This is a genomic window from Bacillus sp. CDB3, from assembly GCF_002081505.1.
Lineage (GTDB): Bacteria > Bacillota > Bacilli > Bacillales > Bacillaceae_G > Bacillus_A > Bacillus_A cereus_AT.
Map to the genome: position 1 here is coordinate 33,379 of NZ_ALBR01000001.1, position 17,936 is coordinate 51,314.

Here is a 17,936-nt window from a genome sequence, read left to right on the forward strand (position 1 = left end):
ACGTCTTTATTCAAGCGTTTCTCGCTCTCCTAATAAACGTACTGCATATACTTGTTCGCAAAATCCTTTTAATCCGTTATATATACGATGCATTCGCGAATCATGGTGTACAAGACCAAATACAGTTGGGCCACTTCCACTCATTAATACGGCATCCGCACCGAATCGTTTCATCTGCGCCTTAATACGCGCAACTTCAGGATGCATCGCAAATGTCACATCTTCTAAAACGTTACCAACAGTATCACAAATTCCTTTATAGTCCCCGCCATTAATGACTTCAACCATTTTATCTACATTTGGATGTGTAACACAATTCAATTTTAAATTTCCATATACGTCAGCAGTCGATACACCAATGTGTGGCTTTGCTAAAATAACCCAACAAGAAGGTGGAGTCTTTATGTGTTCAATTTTTTCTCCTCTTCCAGTGGCGATCGCAGTTCCGCCGTATACACAAAACGACACATCTGACCCAATTTCTGCGCCAAGCTCCGCTAACTCATCGATTGTAATTCCTAAATTCCATAACTTATTAAGGCCACGTAATGTCGCTGCTGCATCACTACTTCCACCTGCTAATCCAGCGGCTACTGGAATCGTTTTTTCAATAGTAATAGATACACCTTTTTTTACATTAAACTTCTCTTTTAATAATTTCGCTGCTTGATAAGCTAAGTTGCGTTGGTCGTCTGGGACATACCGATTATGGGACAAAATTTCAATACGGTCTTCTGCTAATTCCGTTAGCTCTAAACGATCTGCTAAATCAATTGTTGTCATAATCATTTTCACTTCATGATATCCGTCTTGTCTTTTTCCCAGTACATCTAACGACAGATTAATCTTTGCTGGCGCTTTCACTAGTAGCTTCAATCTATTCACCCACTCTATGTACTCAATCTTTTATCGTTTATTTTACCATAAATTTATAGTAAGACGATGACACTTCCCTAATTATAACGAAAAGCATTCAGAATGAAACTACTTATATCAAATGATGGCACCTTTTAGCGTGCAAAAAGCCGAGGAATCTCTCCTCGGCTACCGTAGCATAGAAAGTATCTTACAACTACTGGTTTCGTTTCATTAATTGCTGTTCCGCAATTTCTATAGCACGTTTCACCATATTACCAGCATCTTTCGCACGAATTCCGCCCCATCCTTCTTTCTGAACAACATCATAAAAGCCAAGCTCTTTTGCCAGCTCTTCTTTAAATTGATTTGACATGACTCCTCTTCGTCTACTCAATGCAGAGTCCCTCCTTATTTTGCTACGGTATAATTAGTATGCAAAATAATATAGCTTTTCATTTGTGGGAATATATGTAACAAATAACACATTAATTATAAAATGCTTCATTATGGGGTTCATCGTAAAATGTTAACTCTACTGTCTCTGTTAAAACATCTGCATAACTATACGATACACGTTGCAATGCGTCTTCTTGTTGATCTAATTGTACAACAAAGACCGAACGATACGTTTCTGCAAGTACACCCGATTGCTCCACAGTTTTTCTTCTTCCACTATTCGCCTTTAACATAAGTCGCTGTCCAAGATGGTGATCTAATTCGTTTTTAATATCATCTAAACGTTTTGACATATCCCTTGCTACACCTCGCTGTAATTTAGATTGAACACTTAAAACACGATATATCTATCCCAATTATTTACCGCAATTTACAGACAATATCATTATAAAAGCATCATGCGTTCGAATAGATAGAAGAAATACTATATTGTAAAAGTATCATTGTATAGTCTGCACGTTCTTGCAGTTTTTTATCCAAGTTCATTCAAATCATTCCAGCATAAAAAAGCAAGATACGTATGTACCTTGCTCATTCTTCATAATGTTGAAAGGGTAACCCTGTTCGTAAAATCCCTCTCGTTTCAATTCCGCCTAGTCCCTTTTCACCAGTAATTGTATTACGCACAACGTCCCATACATTTACTCTTTCCATAAATGAAGTAAAACTAATTTTACCAACTACATATACAGGATCTAGAGCATGAATATTAATTCTAGACGGTGAACTAGCAAAATTAGCACCCGCTCGAATCAACGCCTCAAAATGTGATTGACAAGCTCCAGCAAAAATAACGAGTTGATCTAATGATGGATATTTTTTTCGCACTTCTCGAACAGCCTGTACAAAATGTCTAGAATGTCTATATGCTGCTAAATCTCCCATGACTCCTTTTGACTTTGTATATGCATCATGTCCTGTAATGACTAAAATATCTGGACGAAAATGATCGATTAAGTCTACTACCTTTTCATGCATCTCCGTTTCCTTACAATGAATACCTTGTACAGGAACGCCTATTTTATTATATAAATCTAAACACTTGCGCAAATATAAAGGATCTCCATCTATATGCAATACACGCCCTGGCATTTGAAAATAATTCACTTCACTTGTATATCCACCTGTTGAAGTGTGTTCATGCCTTTGTTTCATTAATACATAATCTTGTTGAAATAAACGGTACGTACGCTCCATTGTTTCTTTTTCACGCTTCACTCTTTTTTTATGTTCTCGTTGATCTATACTAATTAAATCTTCAAGCGGCGCATCCGCCACAAGTCTAATTTCTTCCCCAAACAATATCGCTATCTCGCCTTTTATTTCTATAATACGAAAAAGAATATCCCTATTATGAGAATATCGTTCCACTAATTCTCCAACATGTAAAGCCATTCTCCTACCTCCAAACTCGTTAGGCCATCTTACCTGCTTTTAAAGTATGAATTTAGGAAAGGAAAGGTGACAAAAGGGACAGCTCAAGTTGAACTGTCACTTTCATATTCTTATGACAATTTATGAAGAACTAATGCATTACTTAATGTTGCAAACTCTTCGATAGATAGCGTTTCGCCTCTTCGCTTCGGATCAATTCCTACTTCTGTTAAAATTCTGTCTAACAACTCTTTATCTTTCGGGAAACCATTTAAATTATTTGATAAATTATTCATTAACGTTTTACGACGCTGTGCGAAACTCGCTCGTACTACTTCAAAGAAGAAAGTTTCATCTGTCACTTCTACAACTGGTTTAGGACGCTTTAGAAGACGGATAATCGCAGAATCAACATTTGGTTGTGGTACAAACACTGTACGCGGTACAGTCATAACTGTTTCTACCTCTGTATAATACTGAATGGCAATTGATAAAGAACCATACTCTTTCGTTCCAGGTTTAGCAGCTAAACGATCTCCAACTTCTTTTTGCATCATAACAACAAATCCACGAACCGGTAATTTTTCTTCAAGCAATTTAAATAAAATTGGCGTTGTAATATAGTATGGTAAGTTAGCTACTACCATTACATCTTGTCCTTCTTCGAATTGCTCACTAAACACTTCATGTACATCTGCTTTTAGTACATCTTTATTTATAACTGTAACGTTGCTATATGGAGCTAACGTCTCGTCTAAAATTGGTAATAATCTCTGATCAATTTCAAAAGCCACTACTTTTTTAGCACGTTTTGCCAATTGCTCTGTTAATGCACCGATACCTGGTCCAATTTCAATTGCGCCACTTTCTGAACCGATTTCTGCGTGATCAACGATACGATTTAATACATTTGTATCAATTAAAAAATTTTGTCCTAAACTTTTTTTGAATGAAAATCCATACTTTTCAACAATGTCTTTTGTACGATTTGGTGTTGCGATATCCTTCATTTTTTTTCCTCCTGTATTACTTGCTTATAAGCTTCTGCAAATGATTCCTTTGAAACTTGAAACATTTGTAAACGTTTATGTAACTGTTTTGCATTTGTATAACCAATCTTTAATAGCTTACCCATTCTTTCTCTGCGGCTCTTTGCCATTTCTCCGCCCACTAAGCCCGCATCGACTAGATCACTCCAACTAATTTCACTTGTGTAAGCTTCCATTTCTTCATGTATATTCTCTAAAGCACGGCGAATCGACTCATTAGAAGCATGTTCGATACCAACACCTTTTTTCCTTTTAGCAAGTGCTTCTTCCTTCGGTAAAAAAGCATGCTTACATCCAGGAACCTTGTCAGAAATAATTTTTCGAATACGCTCTCCAGGATAATCCGGATCTGTGAAAATAATAACGCCTCGTTTTTGCTGCGCTAATTTAACTTGCTCAATAACATGATCACCGATTGCTGAACCGTTCGTTTCGATTGTATCCGCATCAACAGCACGTTTAATCGCAACTGTATCATCTTTACCTTCTACAACGATAATCTCTTTAATTTTCATGCTTGCCTCCACACTCGTTTCGTCTCTACTTAGTAAAACAAAAAAATGACGACTTTTCCATTATTATTTTCCCAATCGTACATTTTAAAAAGTAGAAGAGAAAAATCTTTGTTCACTATTCTTATTGTAACACTTCTATCTCCATCCTAATTTATCCGCAATATTTCTACACTTATGTTATGAGTAAATAATGAGCTCTTAGCATTTCTACTGTCTCTCTCCTAAAAAATAAAAAAGAATGGGACTCCCCCACTCTTTTTTATTCGACACCAAATAAAGCTTTTGCATTCTTTGTTGTTATTTGTGCTACCTCGTCATAAGAAATTCCTTTTAAATTTGCAATTTCTTCTGCTACTAGTTTTACATAACTAGGCTCATTTCGTTTCCCTCGAAATGGATGTGGTGTTAAATATGGACAATCTGTCTCTATCAATAATTTTTCTAATGGAATCTCCATAGCAACTTCTTTCGGTTTCTTCGCATTTTTAAATGTAACAGGCCCACCTAATGAAATTAAAAAGTTCATATCGACACATCGCTGTGCTACTTCTACACTACCGCTAAAGCAATGCATAATGCCTCCCACTTCAGCTGCATTCTCTTCCTCTAGGATATCAACAATATCTTGAGTTGCATCACGGTTATGTATAATAATCGGTAATTTTACCTTTTTAGCTAATGTAATTTGTTTACGGAATACTTCCTTCTGTATTTCTTTTGGAGACTTATCCCAGTGATAATCTAGTCCCATTTCTCCAAGAGCAACTACTTTAGGGTGGGCAGCTAATTCTTCTAACCAAACTAAATGTTCTTCTGTCATGTCGATTGCATCAACGGGATGCCATCCAACTGCAGCGTAAATAAAATCATAGGCTTCAGCTAATTCAATCGCTTTTTTTATTGTTACTTCATCGAATCCAACAACAACTGTATATGTAACTCCCGCTTCTTTCATCCTTGCAATAACTTCTTGTAAATCTTCTTCAAACTGCTCTGCATTTAAATGTGAATGTGTATCAAACAACATAATAAATAACTCCTTTTATATTGAAATCAATTCTATCCTAGAAAAAAATTAAGCCTTTTCTAACTTAACGATAACAATACTACAATTTTAATGCAAAAAAAGGGAATTTAAAAAGAAAAAAGATGCTTCACACATGTTACACGTGAAACATCTCTTTTCTTGTCTCAATTACTTGATCTTTGTACCATTCGGTAAATTTTGGTCGATTGTTGCTAATGACAATACGCCATTTTCTTCACCTGCTAAAATCATACCTTGTGATAATTCACCACGTAATTTTACAGGTTTTAAGTTTGTTACACAAATTACCTTTTTACCTTTTAGATCTTCTGGTGAGTAGAATTTTGCAATTCCCGAAACAACTTGACGCTTTTCTGTGCCTAAATCCAGCTGAATTTTTAACAACTTATCTGCTTTTTTCACAGGTTCAGCCGATATTACTTCAGCTACTCGTAATTCTACTTTAAAGAAATCATCAATTGTAATTTCTTCTGCCTTCGGTTCTTCTTCTTTTTTCTCTTCTACTTTAGGAGCAGAGGCTTGCATTTTTTCTTTAATATACTCTACCTCTACTTCCATTTCCAAACGAGGGAAAATTGGGTTTCCTTTTTCTACTTTTGTTCCGGCTGGAATACATCCAATTGTAGATAGGCTTTCCCAAGATTTATGTGCCTCTTCAGTAAGTCCAAGTTGAGCAAACATCTTACTTGGTGCTACTGTTAGGAATGGCATAAGCATAATACCTGTTTGACGAAGTATCTCTGCTAAGTGCGCCATTACAGACGCAAGTTTTTCACGATCATTCTCATCCTTCGCTAATACCCACGGCTGTGTTTCATCAATATATTTATTCGTACGGCTAACTAACTGCCAAATAGAACTTAGTGCTACAGAGAACTCCATATTCTCCATTGCCTCTTCTACTTTTTTCAATGTATCCTTCGCAAATGTAACTAGCGTTTCATCAAACTCAGTTACATTCGCTTTAAATGCAGGGATTTCCCCGTTAAAGTATTTATCAATCATAGCTACTGTACGATTTAATAAGTTTCCTAAGTCATTTGCTAAATCAAAGTTAATTCGTTCAACAAATCCCTCTGGTGTGAATACGCCATCAGATCCAAATGGAACTTCGCGAAGTAAGTAGTAACGTAATGCATCTAATCCGTAACGATCAATTAGTGTAACTGGATCTACTACGTTTCCTTTTGACTTACTCATTTTTCCATCCTTCATTAAAATCCAGCCATGAGCAAAGACTTTCTTCGGAAGTGGTAAATCTAACGCCATTAAAATAATTGGCCAATAAATTGTATGGAAACGAACGATTTCTTTTCCAACTAAATGAACATCTGCTGGCCAGAATTTTTTATATTTCTCTTCATTTTCTGTTCCATATCCTAATGCAGTAATGTAATTAGACAAAGCATCTACCCATACATAAATAACGTGTTTTGGGTTCCCTGGAACACGAACTCCCCAGTCAAATGAAGTACGAGAAACAGCTAAATCTTCTAATCCTGGCTTAATAAAATTATTAATCATTTCATTTTTACGAGACTCTGGTTGAATGAAATGAGGGTTCTCTTCATAGAACTTTAATAGTCGGTCTACATATTTACCCATTCTAAAGAAATAAGACTCTTCGCGAACAAGCTCTACATCATGACCACTATCTGGGCTTTTTCCACCAACTACTTTGTCGCCCTCCATAATTGGATCTACTAATTGATGCGCTGTATAGAATGTTTCATCTTGTACAGAATACCAACCTTCATATTCATCAAGATAAATATCACCTTGATCTACTAGCTGCTTGAAGATTTTCTCAACGACATCTTTATGACGATCTTCAGTTGTACGAATAAAATCGTCATAAGAGATATCCATCTTCTCCCAAAGTTCTTTAATCCCTGATACAATGTTGTCCACATATGCTTGTGGTGTAACATTTAGTTCTTCTGCTTTCTTTTGGATCTTCTGTCCATGCTCATCAGTTCCTGTTAAATAATGAACATTGTATCCTTGCATACGCTTATATCGTGCCATCGCATCTCCTGCTACTGTCGTATAAGCATGTCCAATGTGTAACTTTCCACTTGGATAATAAATTGGGGTAGTAATATAAAAGGACTTATTTTCCTCTGTCATTGTTTTGGACCTCCCGGATGACCTCATATGTATTTATAAACAGTATATCAAAAACTCACATATAAAAACGAGTTAATGCTCGATATCTTTATCATCTATTACTCATATTTTTAAAAATTATACAGCCCTTCTCTGAAATATATATATTTTTCAGAAAATAAAACGAAATAATTATAGTAATTACCCACATTCTATTATATATAAGAAGTAAGAAATCTATAAATCTTTTTAAAAAATATAGAATTTAAGAATTGACGGAAATGTAAATGATTGGTATCATATGTCCATAGGGTATTTTGTCGAAAAATGACGAATCAAAAAAATAGACTCGTAACTTATAAACTATTTATTTAGGAGGAAAAGAATTATGAAATCTACTGGTATCGTTCGTAAAGTTGATGAATTAGGTCGTGTGGTAATTCCAATCGAATTACGCCGTACTTTAGGTATTGCAGAAAAGGATGCTCTTGAAATCTACGTTGATGACGAAAAAATCATCTTAAAAAAATATAAACCAAACATGACTTGCCAAGTAACTGGTGAAGTATCTGATGGTAACCTATCTTTAGCTGAAGGAAAAATTATCTTAAGCAAAGAAGGCGCTGAGCAAATCTTAAACGAACTTCAAGATTATATCGAAACAGCAAAATAAGCTTCTCAATTATGAGAAGCTTATTTTTTATCGACATGATAGATTTGATATACATCCCTTTTCGACAAATCTCGATCTTTAGCGACTGTTTTAATCGCTTCTTTTGAATTCATGCCTTTTTCATTTATATAATGTTCAATATGATCATATACTGAAACAGCTTCCCACCATTGTTCTTCTGGAGCAGGTTCTTCCGTTGAACCAGCTACTAAAATACAAAACTCACCACGGACTTCATTTTGCTTCGTCCACTCAATCGCTTCCTCAATTGTTCCACGAATAAATTCTTCAAATTTTTTCGTTAGCTCGCGACATAATACGATTTCCCTATTTCCTAAAACTTCTTGCATTGAGATTAAAGTATCATCTAGACGATGAGGTGCTTCATAAAACATCATTGTAGTTTGTACGTAACGAAGCTTCTCTAATTCCATTCTTCTTTCCTTTTTATTTCTTTGCAAAAATCCATAGAAATAAAACTGCTTTGTTTCAAGTCCTGATGCAATTAATGCTGTAAGAGCCGCATTCGCTCCAGGAAGCGGGATAACATGATATTGTTCTGCTACAGCTTCTACAACAATATCGTAACCAGGATCAGAAATACACGGCATACCGGCATCGCTCACAATGGCTACAGTCTTACCATCTTCTAACTTATCTAAAATTTTTCGTCCACTTACTCCTTTGTTATGCTCGTGATAACTCATAACTGGTGTTTCAATTTCAAAATAATTACAAAGCTTCTTCGTTTGTCTTGTATCTTCAGCAGCAATAATATCTGCCTCTTTTAAAATTCGGATTGCACGAAATGTCATATCCTCTAAATTTCCGATTGGAGTTGGTACTAAATATAGAACTCCCTTTTCATTTTGCTGAAAGCTTTTTTGCTGCCACATAGCGTTCTCCTTTTTGCATGTATTCTTCTTTTTGTTTCCTCGTTAACTGTTTAAAATGATATTCAGCTTGCATAGCCGTTCGTTTATCCTCATGATCCTCTACATATTTTAAAACAACCGGAAGCCTAGCACGTGTATATCTAGCACCCTTTCCGTTATTATGAGTCTGAATCCGCTTTTCTATATGATTTGTATATCCAGCATAATAACTTCCATCAGAACACTCCACCACATAAAAACAATGCTTATTCGTCTCCATATAAAATTGAACGAATCTCCTCTGTATATTCGTTATTCTCTTCGTATACAAAAAGAGGTGGCAAGATTTTTAAATCTGCATTTCCATCCTTAATTCCTTCAATTAACAATGTATTCGCTTCTTTACCAGCCTTAGGATAAACAAATCGCACACGTTTCGGTTCAATTTTATATTTACGCATCAATGTAACGATATCGAGAAAACGACCTGGACGATGTACAAATGCAACTTTCCCACCCTGTTTTACCAACTGGCTACTTGCATATACAACATCTTCTAATGTACACATAATTTCGTGACGAGCTATCGCTAAATGTTCATTCATGTTTTTCTCAGAAGTTTGCGGCGTTTGAAAATAAGGAGGATTACACGTTACAACATCATATTGATGGCGTCCAAGTTTCTCCGGCATATCTTTCAAATCTCCATGGATTAAATGAATTCTTTCTTCTAAATTATTGTATTGAATGCTTCTTATTCCCATATCATATAAGCGCTCTTGAATCTCTACACCTGTAATTGTTCCCTTTGTCCTTGTACTCAATAAAAGAGGTACAACCGCATTCCCCGTACACAAATCAAGTAAATTACCTTTTTGAATTGGTACCCAAGCAAAATCTGCAAGTAACACAGCATCTAAAGAGAAATTAAATACTGATGGACTTTGTATAATTTTCATATCTTGTGCTAATAAGTAATCTAAACGTTCATCTTCGTATAAATTCATATATTGCTCCCTTTCTTACACTTAACCTACCCTATTACATCCTCTATTAATGTAAAAATAAATTTCATTCTACTCTCATGTATAAAAAATTACCTTTCCAATTATATTGGAAAGGTAATCTCACTTTTTATTTAAAAATGACAGACAGAATAAACAATCTCCCTCTTTACGTACACTTCCATAATGTAGATTGCAAATATGAAAACCTTCCTGATACAGTCTCGCTAAGTTATCGTAGCCCTCACCGATATCTGTTTTTGGCTTCATTTCTTTGCGTTTTTGAGTTTTTTGTTTTTCCTTATTCTGCACTTCTTCAAAACGATGTCGCAAATTTTCATTTTCCATTTTTATATGTTGGTTTTCTTCCAATAATTCTGCAAGATGTTGTTTTAATTCTCCCAACTGTTTGTATAAATGTCCAATTTGCTCTTCCATACTAGAAACCGATGCAAAAATATCCTTTTTCTCCACAAGCACCCACCTCATTAATCTGTGGTTTGACTCGAAACGACCCCTTTATTAATTAATTCATCTAACGTATATTCTACTATCCGTTCCTTGTCTACTAGTTCCACTTGAATTAATCTTTCTAAAATATTTAATCCGATAACACGGCCAGTACCATGCGGGGTTTGTATACGTTGATCTAAATCAGGAAGTTGTTCCTTTGCTGCCTCATATTCATCATTCTCATATTTTAAGCAACACATTAAGCGACCACATAAACCAGAGATTTTTGCAGGATTTAATGATAAATTTTGATCCTTTGCCATTTTAATGGATACAGGTTCAAAATCTCCTAAAAAAGTAGAACAACAAAGCATACGACCACATGGACCAATACCACCAAGCATTTTTGCTTCGTCACGAACACCGATCTGTCTTAGCTCGATTCTTGTCCTAAAAATTGCTGCTAGGTCTTTTACCAGTTCACGGAAATCAATCCGACCATCTGCAGTAAAGTAGAAAATAATCTTATTACGATCAAACGTATACTCTACATCTACAAGCTTCATATCAAGATTATGTTCTCCTACCTTTTGTTGACAAACTTGATATGCTTCTTTCGCAGCATGTCTATTCTCTTCAACAATAGTACGATCATTTTCATTTGCAATACGAATAACCTTTTTAAGCGGTAATACAACGTCGTTTTCATCAACTTGCTTTTTGGTAATAACTACTTTTCCGTATTCAATACCCCTTACCGTTTCTACAATTACGAACTCATTTTCTGAGATATCGAACTGATTTGGATCAAAGTAATATACCTTCCCGGCCTTCTTAAAGCGAACACCTACTACATCATACAAAACGGTCATCCCTCCTGCAACCGCAACACTAACTGTTCGAACACAAGCTGCGCATTTACATTAGCGTTGATTCTATTTTTTGCCTCTAATATATGAAAGAGAGCTGATACAATGCGCTTCTGAGCATAAGAAAAGGATTCAAACATCTCTTTCTGCTCATGAAAAACAAGACGATCTTCTTCTCCAAGTTGAACATATAATAAATCCTTATAAATAAGGAGTAACATATCTAAGCCTTGCTGTAATTGTTCTTTCTCTCCAAAGTGCTTTCCCCATTTTTCTTGTACAAAAAAAATAGAGGCCTTATCTTTTTCGAGCGCTTCACATAATTTTATCACTAAAGCTCTCGCTTGTGCAAACCATTCATCATTACACATTAATAAAGCTTCTTCAAAACTATTTGTAAGCTGTGCAGCCAGTGTAGATAAAGAAACTGTAATACCTTCTTCCTCTAATCTCTTAATTAAGGATTCTGTAGGTAACGGCCTAAATGTAACAACTTGACAACGAGATAAGATTGTATTTAAAATCTGATGACTTTGTTCAGTAAGTAAAATGGCTGTTGTATCACTACTTGGTTCTTCTAAAAACTTTAAGAGTGTATTCGCTGCATTTGCTGTCATACGATCTGCATGCTCAATAATATATACTTTTTTATTTGCTTCTAATCCTGTTTTTGAAAACTCTTCTTGTAAATCCTGAATTTGCTGTTTTTTAATAGATAATCCATCTGGTTTTACAGTATGTAAGTTTGGGTGGTTACCTGAATCAATTCGGCGACAATTCGTACATACATGACAAGGCTCTACACCATTTCTTTGTGAACAGAGAAAACTTTTTGCCATTTGAATTGCTGTTGCGAACTTCCCAGTCCCTTTTCCTCCCTCTAACAAGTAAGCGTGGGATATACGCTCTTTTGCAATGCTATTCATCAACATTTTGACACCGATGGGCTGTATAGCAGAAAGCTGCTCCCACGTCTTTATCATAATGCATACCTCACTTATTTCATTCTTTCCTTCTATTATAACAATTTATCTTCTACAATCTGAATAACTTCTTCTATAAGTTTTTCCATTGGTTGATCAGCATCCACTACTACAATACGATCAGAGAAGCGCTCTACAACTTGTAAATACCCTTCACGCACGCGTTTATGGAAAGCGATGTCTTCCATATCTAGTCGATTTACTTCGCGTCCTGCATCTTTTTCAATTCGTGCTAACCCAACCTCTGGCTCAATGTCTAAATAAATTGTTAAACTAGGCATACAATCTTCCGTTGCGAAACGATTAATTTCAAATACTTTATCCATACCTAAGCCTCTTGCATATCCTTGATACGCTAAAGAGCTATCTATAAAACGATCACATAGTACAAGATAGTTTTCCTCAAGTGCTGGCATAACTTTTTCCACTAAATGTTGTCTACGTGCAGCAGCATACAAAAGTGCCTCTGTACGTGCTTCCATCATCGTATATTCTTGTTTATGTAAAATTGTTCTAATATCTTCAGAAATTGCAATACCACCCGGTTCCCTGGTCGCCATTACCTTTTGTTCCTTTTGCTCAAAATATGGCAATAAACTTTTAATTAACGTTGTTTTACCCGAACCTTCTGGCCCTTCAATTGTCACAAATAATCCCTTCATCCTAAAACCTACTTTCTATATCATACACGTTCATATATTTCGTACTACCTTGAAAACGAGCACCTGTTTTCTCTAAATGAGTAATTTGCTTTGTATGTTCCTGAGTAATTCTCTCTCCATACATGATCAATGGAATTCCAGGTGGATACGGAATCACCATTTCTGCAGCTATCATACCAACGGCTTCTTCTATAGATACTAACTTCGTCTCGTATCTCTCTAATTGTTTATACGTATACGGTAAAGGAGAAATTTCTCCTTTATAAGTATAACGAATTGATGCTGTCTTGTCTTTTACCTTATATTGCTGCAAAGTTACTCGAATTATCTCTATAGCTTTTATATACTCCCCATTTACTTGTAACGGTAATATAAATAGGACGTTATATGGATCTGCCATTTCCGTATATATACCAACCTTTTCAAATACGGACTGTAATTCATACCCTGATAACTGACAGCGAGTTTGCACCGTAACCTTTAATTCATCTTGCAACGGATATTGTAAAATAGCTATTTGCGGGATTGATCGCAATTCTTCTTTAAATCGGCGTAAAAACTCAACAATATCATCATGACCTTTTTCCTTTATAACCGCTATTGCAAAACGGGCTATATCAAGGGATGCCATAATTGGATACGATGGGCTACTAGATTGTAGCATACTTAAATAGGAGGACACTTTTTCTTTACTCACCAAATGGCTATTTATATGTAAATAAGATCCCATTGTCATTGCAGGTAATGTTTTATGTGCGGAATGAACCACAATATCCGCACCATAAGCTAATGCTGACTTTGGGAATGGATCCCCTATGCAAAAATGTGCCCCATGTGCTTCATCTACTAGAACAGGAATTTTATGTTCATGTGCGTAAGCGATACTTGCCTCTAAATCAATCCCCATACCATAGTAATTAGGGTGTGTTAAAATAAGTGCTTTAGCATTCGGATACTTTGTAATGGCCTCCTTGATAGCTTCATCATGAACACCTACTGGTACGTTATGTACTTCATCAATCCATGGATTTAAAAAAACCGGGTTAGCCCCTGCTAATTTCAAAGCGTTAATGATTGATTTATGACAATTTCTTTGCACGAGGACAATATCATGTTCGCCGCAGCAAGACAAAATCATCGCTAAATTTCCAACTGTTGAACCATTAATTAAAAAATAACTTTTTTGCACGCCATATACTTCAGCTAATAATCGCTGTGCTTCATCTATACATTCAAACGGACTATGTAAATCATCTAATCCTGTTAACTCTGTTACATCTATCGATAATATGTCTTTAAACCCTCCTGTAGCTTCCTCAGGGAAGTTTAAACCATTCTTATGACCTGGAACATGAAAAGATAGTGGTCGTCTTTCTTTAAATTCCATTAAAGCCTCATATAAAGGCATACGATTTTGATTCATCTATATCTCTTCCTTATTATTCATTCTATATCTATTATACAGAACAAAAAAAATAATAGGCATATGCCTATTTAAAAATATGATACTTCTAATTTTCGAAGTTGTTTTAAATAATATATATACTTCGGATCATTTGTCTCCGTATTCACCATATCTTTTTCACATTCATAACAAATCAAATTATTATAAACATATATACCTTCTTTTCTTTCTGTCTCACAAACAATGCAAACTTCGCTTTGCGATTTCATAACCTTCCCTCCCTATTTAAATGGACATATTTTATACTTCTATTCCTTAACAATTTACAGAAAAATATACATCAATCTCTTATATAATATGATTAACTCTTGGGCAACGTGTTTGTATTATCATTACTTCTTTTACGTACTGTTTATCAATACAAAAAAACACGAATCAAATGATTCGTGTTTTAGGTTGCTTGGCGACGTCCTACTCTCACAGGGACAAGGTCCCAACTACCATCGGCGCTAGAGAGCTTAACTTCCGTGTTCGGTATGGGAACGGGTGTGACCTCTCTGCCATCATCACCAAACTATGAAGGCATATTCCTTCAAAACTAGATAACATTGCTACATATTATATGGTTAAGTCCTCGATCTATTAGTATTCGTCAGCTCCACATGTCACCATGCTTCCACCTCGAACCTATCAACCTGATCATCTTTCAGGGATCTTACTAGCTTACGCTATGGGAAATCTCATCTTGAGGGGGGCTTCATGCTTAGATGCTTTCAGCACTTATCCCTTCCGCACATAGCTACCCAGCTATGCCCTTGGCAGAACAACTGGTACACCAGCGGTGCGTCCATCCCGGTCCTCTCGTACTAAGGACAGCTCCTCTCAAATTTCCTCGCCCACGACGGATAGGGACCGAACTGTCTCACGACGTTCTGAACCCAGCTCGCGTACCGCTTTAATGGGCGAACAGCCCAACCCTTGGGACCGACTACAGCCCCAGGATGCGATGAGCCGACATCGAGGTGCCAAACCTCCCCGTCGATGTGGACTCTTGGGGGAGATAAGCCTGTTATCCCCGGGGTAGCTTTTATCCGTTGAGCGATGGCCCTTCCATGCGGAACCACCGGATCACTAAGCCCGACTTTCGTCCCTGCTCGACTTGTAGGTCTCGCAGTCAAGCTCCCTTATGCCTTTGCACTCTACGAATGATTTCCAACCATTCCTGAGGGAACCTTTGGGCGCCTCCGTTACACTTTAGGAGGCGACCGCCCCAGTCAAACTGCCCACCTGACACTGTCTCCCGGGTCGATAAGACCCGTAGGTTAGAATTTCAATACAGTCAGGGCGGTATCCCACCAGCGCCTCCACCGAAGCTAGCGCTCCGGTTTCAATGGCTCCCGCCTATCCTGTACAAACTGTACCAAAATTCAATATCAGGCTACAGTAAAGCTCCACGGGGTCTTTCCGTCCTGTCGCGGGTAACCTGCATCTTCACAGGTACTATAATTTCACCGAGTCTCTGGTTGAGACAGTGCCCAAATCGTTACACCTTTCGTGCGGGTCGGAACTTACCCGACAAGGAATTTCGCTACCTTAGGACCGTTATAGTTACGGCCGCCGTTTACTGGGGCTTCAGTTCAGAGCTTCGCTTACGCTAACCCCTCTCCTTAACCTTCCAGCACCGGGCAGGTGTCAGCCCCTATACTTCGCCTTACGGCTTCGCAGAGACCTGTGTTTTTGCTAAACAGTCGCTTGGGCCTATTCACTGCGGCTTTCCGTTAAGAAAGCACCCCTTCTCCCGAAGTTACGGGGTCATTTTGCCGAGTTCCTTAACCAGAGTTCTCTCGCACACCTTAGGATTCTCTCCTCGCCTACCTGTGTCGGTTTGCGGTACAGGCACCTTTTATCTCGCTAGAAGCTTTTCTTGGCAGCGGGGAATCAAAGACTTCGCTCCATAAGGAGCTTCCCCATCACAGCTCAGCCTTCACGATAAGCGGATTTGCCTACTTATCAGCCTAACTGCTTGGACGTGCACAACCAATCGCACGCTTCTTCTATCCTTCTGCGTCCCTCCATTGCTCAAACGATAAAGAGGTGGTACAGGAATATCAACCTGTTGTCCATCGCCTACGCCTGTCGGCCTCGGCTTAGGTCCTGACTAACCCTGAGCGGACGAGCCTTCCTCAGGAAACCTTAGGCATTCGGTGGACGGGATTCTCACCCGTCTTTCGCTACTCATACCGGCATTCTCACTTCTAAGCGCTCCACCAGTCCTTCCGGTCTGACTTCACTGCACTTAGAACGCTCCCCTACCACTGATACCATTGGTATCAATTCGCAGCTTCGGTGGTGTATTTAGCCCCGGTACATTTTCGGCGCAGAGTCACTCGACTAGTGAGCTATTACGCACTCTTTAAATGGTGGCTGCTTCTAAGCCAACATCCTAGTTGTCTAAGCAACTCCACATCCTTTTCCACTTAATACACACTTTGGGACCTTAGCTGGCGATCTGGGCTGTTTCCCTCTTGACTACGGATCTTATCACTCGCAGTCTGACTCCTAAGGATAAGTCATTGGCATTCGGAGTTTGACTGAATTCGGTAATCCGATGAGGACCCCTAGTTCAATCAGTGCTCTACCTCCAAGACTCTTACACTTAAGGCTAGCCCTAAAGCTATTTCGGGGAGAACCAGCTATCTCCAGGTTCGATTGGAATTTCTCCGCTACCCACACCTCATCCCCGCACTTTTCAACGTGCGTGGGTTCGGGCCTCCATTCAGTGTTACCTGAACTTCACCCTGGACATGGGTAGATCACCTGGTTTCGGGTCTACGACCACGTACTAAACGCCCTATTCAGACTCGCTTTCGCTGCGGCTCCGTCTCTTCAACTTAACCTCGCACGGGATCGTAACTCGCCGGTTCATTCTACAAAAGGCACGCCATCACCCATTAACGGGCTCTGACTATTTGTAGGCACACGGTTTCAGGATCTCTTTCACTCCCCTTCCGGGGTGCTTTTCACCTTTCCCTCACGGTACTGGTTCACTATCGATCACTAGGGAGTATTTAGCCTTGGGAGATGGTCCTCCCAGATTCCGACGGAATTTCACGTGTTCCGCCGTACTCAGGATACATTCAAGAGAGAACGAAGTTTCGACTACGGGGTTGTTACCCTCTACGACGGACCTTTCCAGGTCGCTTCGTCTACCTCGTTCCTTTGTAACTCCGTATAGAATGTCCTACAACCCCAAGAGGCAAGCCTCTTGGTTTGGGCTAGATTCCGTTTCGCTCGCCGCTACTCAGGAAATCGCATTTGCTTTCTCTTCCTCCAGGTACTTAGATGTTTCAGTTCCCTGGGTCTGTCTTCCATACCCTATGTATTCAGGTAAGGATACCATACCATTACGTATAGTGGGTTTCCCCATTCGGAAATCTTCGGATCAAAGCTTACTTACAGCTCCCCGAAGCATATCGGCGTTAGTCCCGTCCTTCATCGACTCCTAGTGTCAAGGCATCCACCGTGCGCCCTTTCTAACTTAACCAAACTAAAATTAAAAAATATGAGCTACACTGTTATCTAGTTTTCAAAGAACATACATTT

The 17,936-nt window shown here is 38.1% G+C and carries 18 protein-coding genes and 2 rRNA genes; 1 reads left to right on the forward strand and 19 read right to left on the reverse strand.

All coding sequences use genetic code 11. The features are described from left to right. Positions 1-6 precede the first annotated feature (6 nt). From ispE to metG, 8 genes are all read right to left on the reverse strand, one after another. Complete coding sequence (gene ispE / locus CDB3_RS00175; protein WP_000772102.1) at positions 7-876, reverse strand: 4-(cytidine 5'-diphospho)-2-C-methyl-D-erythritol kinase; 870 nt, start codon at positions 874-876, stop codon at positions 7-9. A gap of 196 nt (positions 877-1,072) precedes the next feature. Beyond that, positions 1,073-1,252: an acid-soluble spore protein SspF gene (gene sspF, locus CDB3_RS00180; RefSeq protein ID WP_002094215.1), complete on the reverse strand. Its 180-nt coding sequence runs from the start codon at positions 1,250-1,252 to the stop codon at positions 1,073-1,075. Between the two features lie 91 nt (positions 1,253-1,343). Then, the gene (gene veg, locus CDB3_RS00185; RefSeq protein WP_000044339.1) at positions 1,344-1,607 is read right to left on the reverse strand and encodes a biofilm formation stimulator Veg; all 264 of its coding nucleotides are present in this window, start codon (positions 1,605-1,607) and stop codon (positions 1,344-1,346) included. Between the two features lie 238 nt (positions 1,608-1,845). After that, the gene (gene yabG / locus CDB3_RS00190; protein WP_098765853.1) at positions 1,846-2,709 is read right to left on the reverse strand and encodes a sporulation peptidase YabG; all 864 of its coding nucleotides are present in this window, start codon (positions 2,707-2,709) and stop codon (positions 1,846-1,848) included. Positions 2,710-2,819: 110 nt separating this feature from the next. Beyond that, positions 2,820-3,698, reverse strand: a complete 879-nt coding sequence (gene rsmA, locus CDB3_RS00195) for a 16S rRNA (adenine(1518)-N(6)/adenine(1519)-N(6))-dimethyltransferase RsmA (RefSeq protein ID WP_000651555.1) — start codon at positions 3,696-3,698, stop codon at positions 2,820-2,822. Continuing rightward, positions 3,695-4,252 (reverse strand): ribonuclease M5, encoded by a 558-nt coding sequence (gene rnmV, locus CDB3_RS00200; RefSeq protein ID WP_000692835.1) that lies wholly within the window; start codon positions 4,250-4,252, stop codon positions 3,695-3,697. Before rnmV ends, rsmA begins: the two co-directional genes overlap by 4 nt. A gap of 259 nt (positions 4,253-4,511) precedes the next feature. Next, entirely contained in the window at positions 4,512-5,279 is a 768-nt protein-coding gene (locus CDB3_RS00205; RefSeq protein WP_098765850.1) for a TatD family hydrolase, read from the reverse strand. A 168-nt stretch (positions 5,280-5,447) separates the two neighbouring features. Beyond that, entirely contained in the window at positions 5,448-7,430 is a 1,983-nt protein-coding gene (gene metG / locus CDB3_RS00210) for a methionine--tRNA ligase (protein ID WP_000134157.1), read from the reverse strand. Positions 7,431-7,797: 367 nt separating this feature from the next. Here metG and CDB3_RS00215 point away from each other — a divergent pair, with 367 nt between their 5' ends. Then, positions 7,798-8,082: a transition state genes transcriptional regulator AbrB gene (locus CDB3_RS00215; RefSeq protein ID WP_000843036.1), complete on the forward strand. Its 285-nt coding sequence runs from the start codon at positions 7,798-7,800 to the stop codon at positions 8,080-8,082. Between the two features lie 20 nt (positions 8,083-8,102). Here the strand turns inward: CDB3_RS00215 and rsmI are convergent, their stop codons facing one another. From rsmI to CDB3_RS00270, 11 genes are all read right to left on the reverse strand, one after another. After that, on the reverse strand, positions 8,103-8,978 hold the full coding sequence (gene rsmI, locus CDB3_RS00220) for a 16S rRNA (cytidine(1402)-2'-O)-methyltransferase (RefSeq protein WP_128853176.1): 876 nt from the start codon (positions 8,976-8,978) through the stop codon (positions 8,103-8,105). Beyond that, positions 8,947-9,237 (reverse strand): GIY-YIG nuclease family protein, encoded by a 291-nt coding sequence (locus tag CDB3_RS00225; RefSeq protein ID WP_016131051.1) that lies wholly within the window; start codon positions 9,235-9,237, stop codon positions 8,947-8,949. Before CDB3_RS00225 ends, rsmI begins: the two co-directional genes overlap by 32 nt. Next, a complete protein-coding gene (locus CDB3_RS00230) occupies positions 9,224-9,964 on the reverse strand; it encodes a tRNA1(Val) (adenine(37)-N6)-methyltransferase (RefSeq protein WP_071745145.1) in 741 nt (246 codons plus the stop codon). Before CDB3_RS00230 ends, CDB3_RS00225 begins: the two co-directional genes overlap by 14 nt. 120 nt (positions 9,965-10,084) lie before the next feature. Further along, on the reverse strand, positions 10,085-10,435 hold the full coding sequence (yabA, locus tag CDB3_RS00235; RefSeq protein WP_000412059.1) for a DNA replication initiation control protein YabA: 351 nt from the start codon (positions 10,433-10,435) through the stop codon (positions 10,085-10,087). 14 nt (positions 10,436-10,449) lie between these two features. Then, entirely contained in the window at positions 10,450-11,277 is an 828-nt protein-coding gene (locus CDB3_RS00240; RefSeq protein ID WP_002107285.1) for a PSP1 domain-containing protein, read from the reverse strand. Positions 11,278-11,282: 5 nt separating this feature from the next. Next, the gene (gene holB / locus CDB3_RS00245) at positions 11,283-12,266 is read right to left on the reverse strand and encodes a DNA polymerase III subunit delta' (protein ID WP_128853178.1); all 984 of its coding nucleotides are present in this window, start codon (positions 12,264-12,266) and stop codon (positions 11,283-11,285) included. Between the two features lie 35 nt (positions 12,267-12,301). After that, the gene (gene tmk / locus CDB3_RS00250) at positions 12,302-12,928 is read right to left on the reverse strand and encodes a dTMP kinase (protein WP_000677223.1); all 627 of its coding nucleotides are present in this window, start codon (positions 12,926-12,928) and stop codon (positions 12,302-12,304) included. A gap of 1 nt (position 12,929) precedes the next feature. After that, a complete protein-coding gene (locus tag CDB3_RS00255; RefSeq protein WP_128853180.1) occupies positions 12,930-14,351 on the reverse strand; it encodes an aminotransferase class I/II-fold pyridoxal phosphate-dependent enzyme in 1,422 nt (473 codons plus the stop codon). A gap of 71 nt (positions 14,352-14,422) precedes the next feature. Further along, positions 14,423-14,602: a sigma factor G inhibitor Gin gene (locus tag CDB3_RS00260; RefSeq protein WP_000842053.1), complete on the reverse strand. Its 180-nt coding sequence runs from the start codon at positions 14,600-14,602 to the stop codon at positions 14,423-14,425. 189 nt (positions 14,603-14,791) lie between these two features. Next, positions 14,792-14,907, reverse strand: a 5S ribosomal RNA gene (gene rrf / locus CDB3_RS00265). Positions 14,908-14,955: 48 nt separating this feature from the next. Beyond that, positions 14,956-17,877 (reverse strand): 23S ribosomal RNA (locus CDB3_RS00270). Positions 17,878-17,936 lie beyond the last annotated feature (59 nt).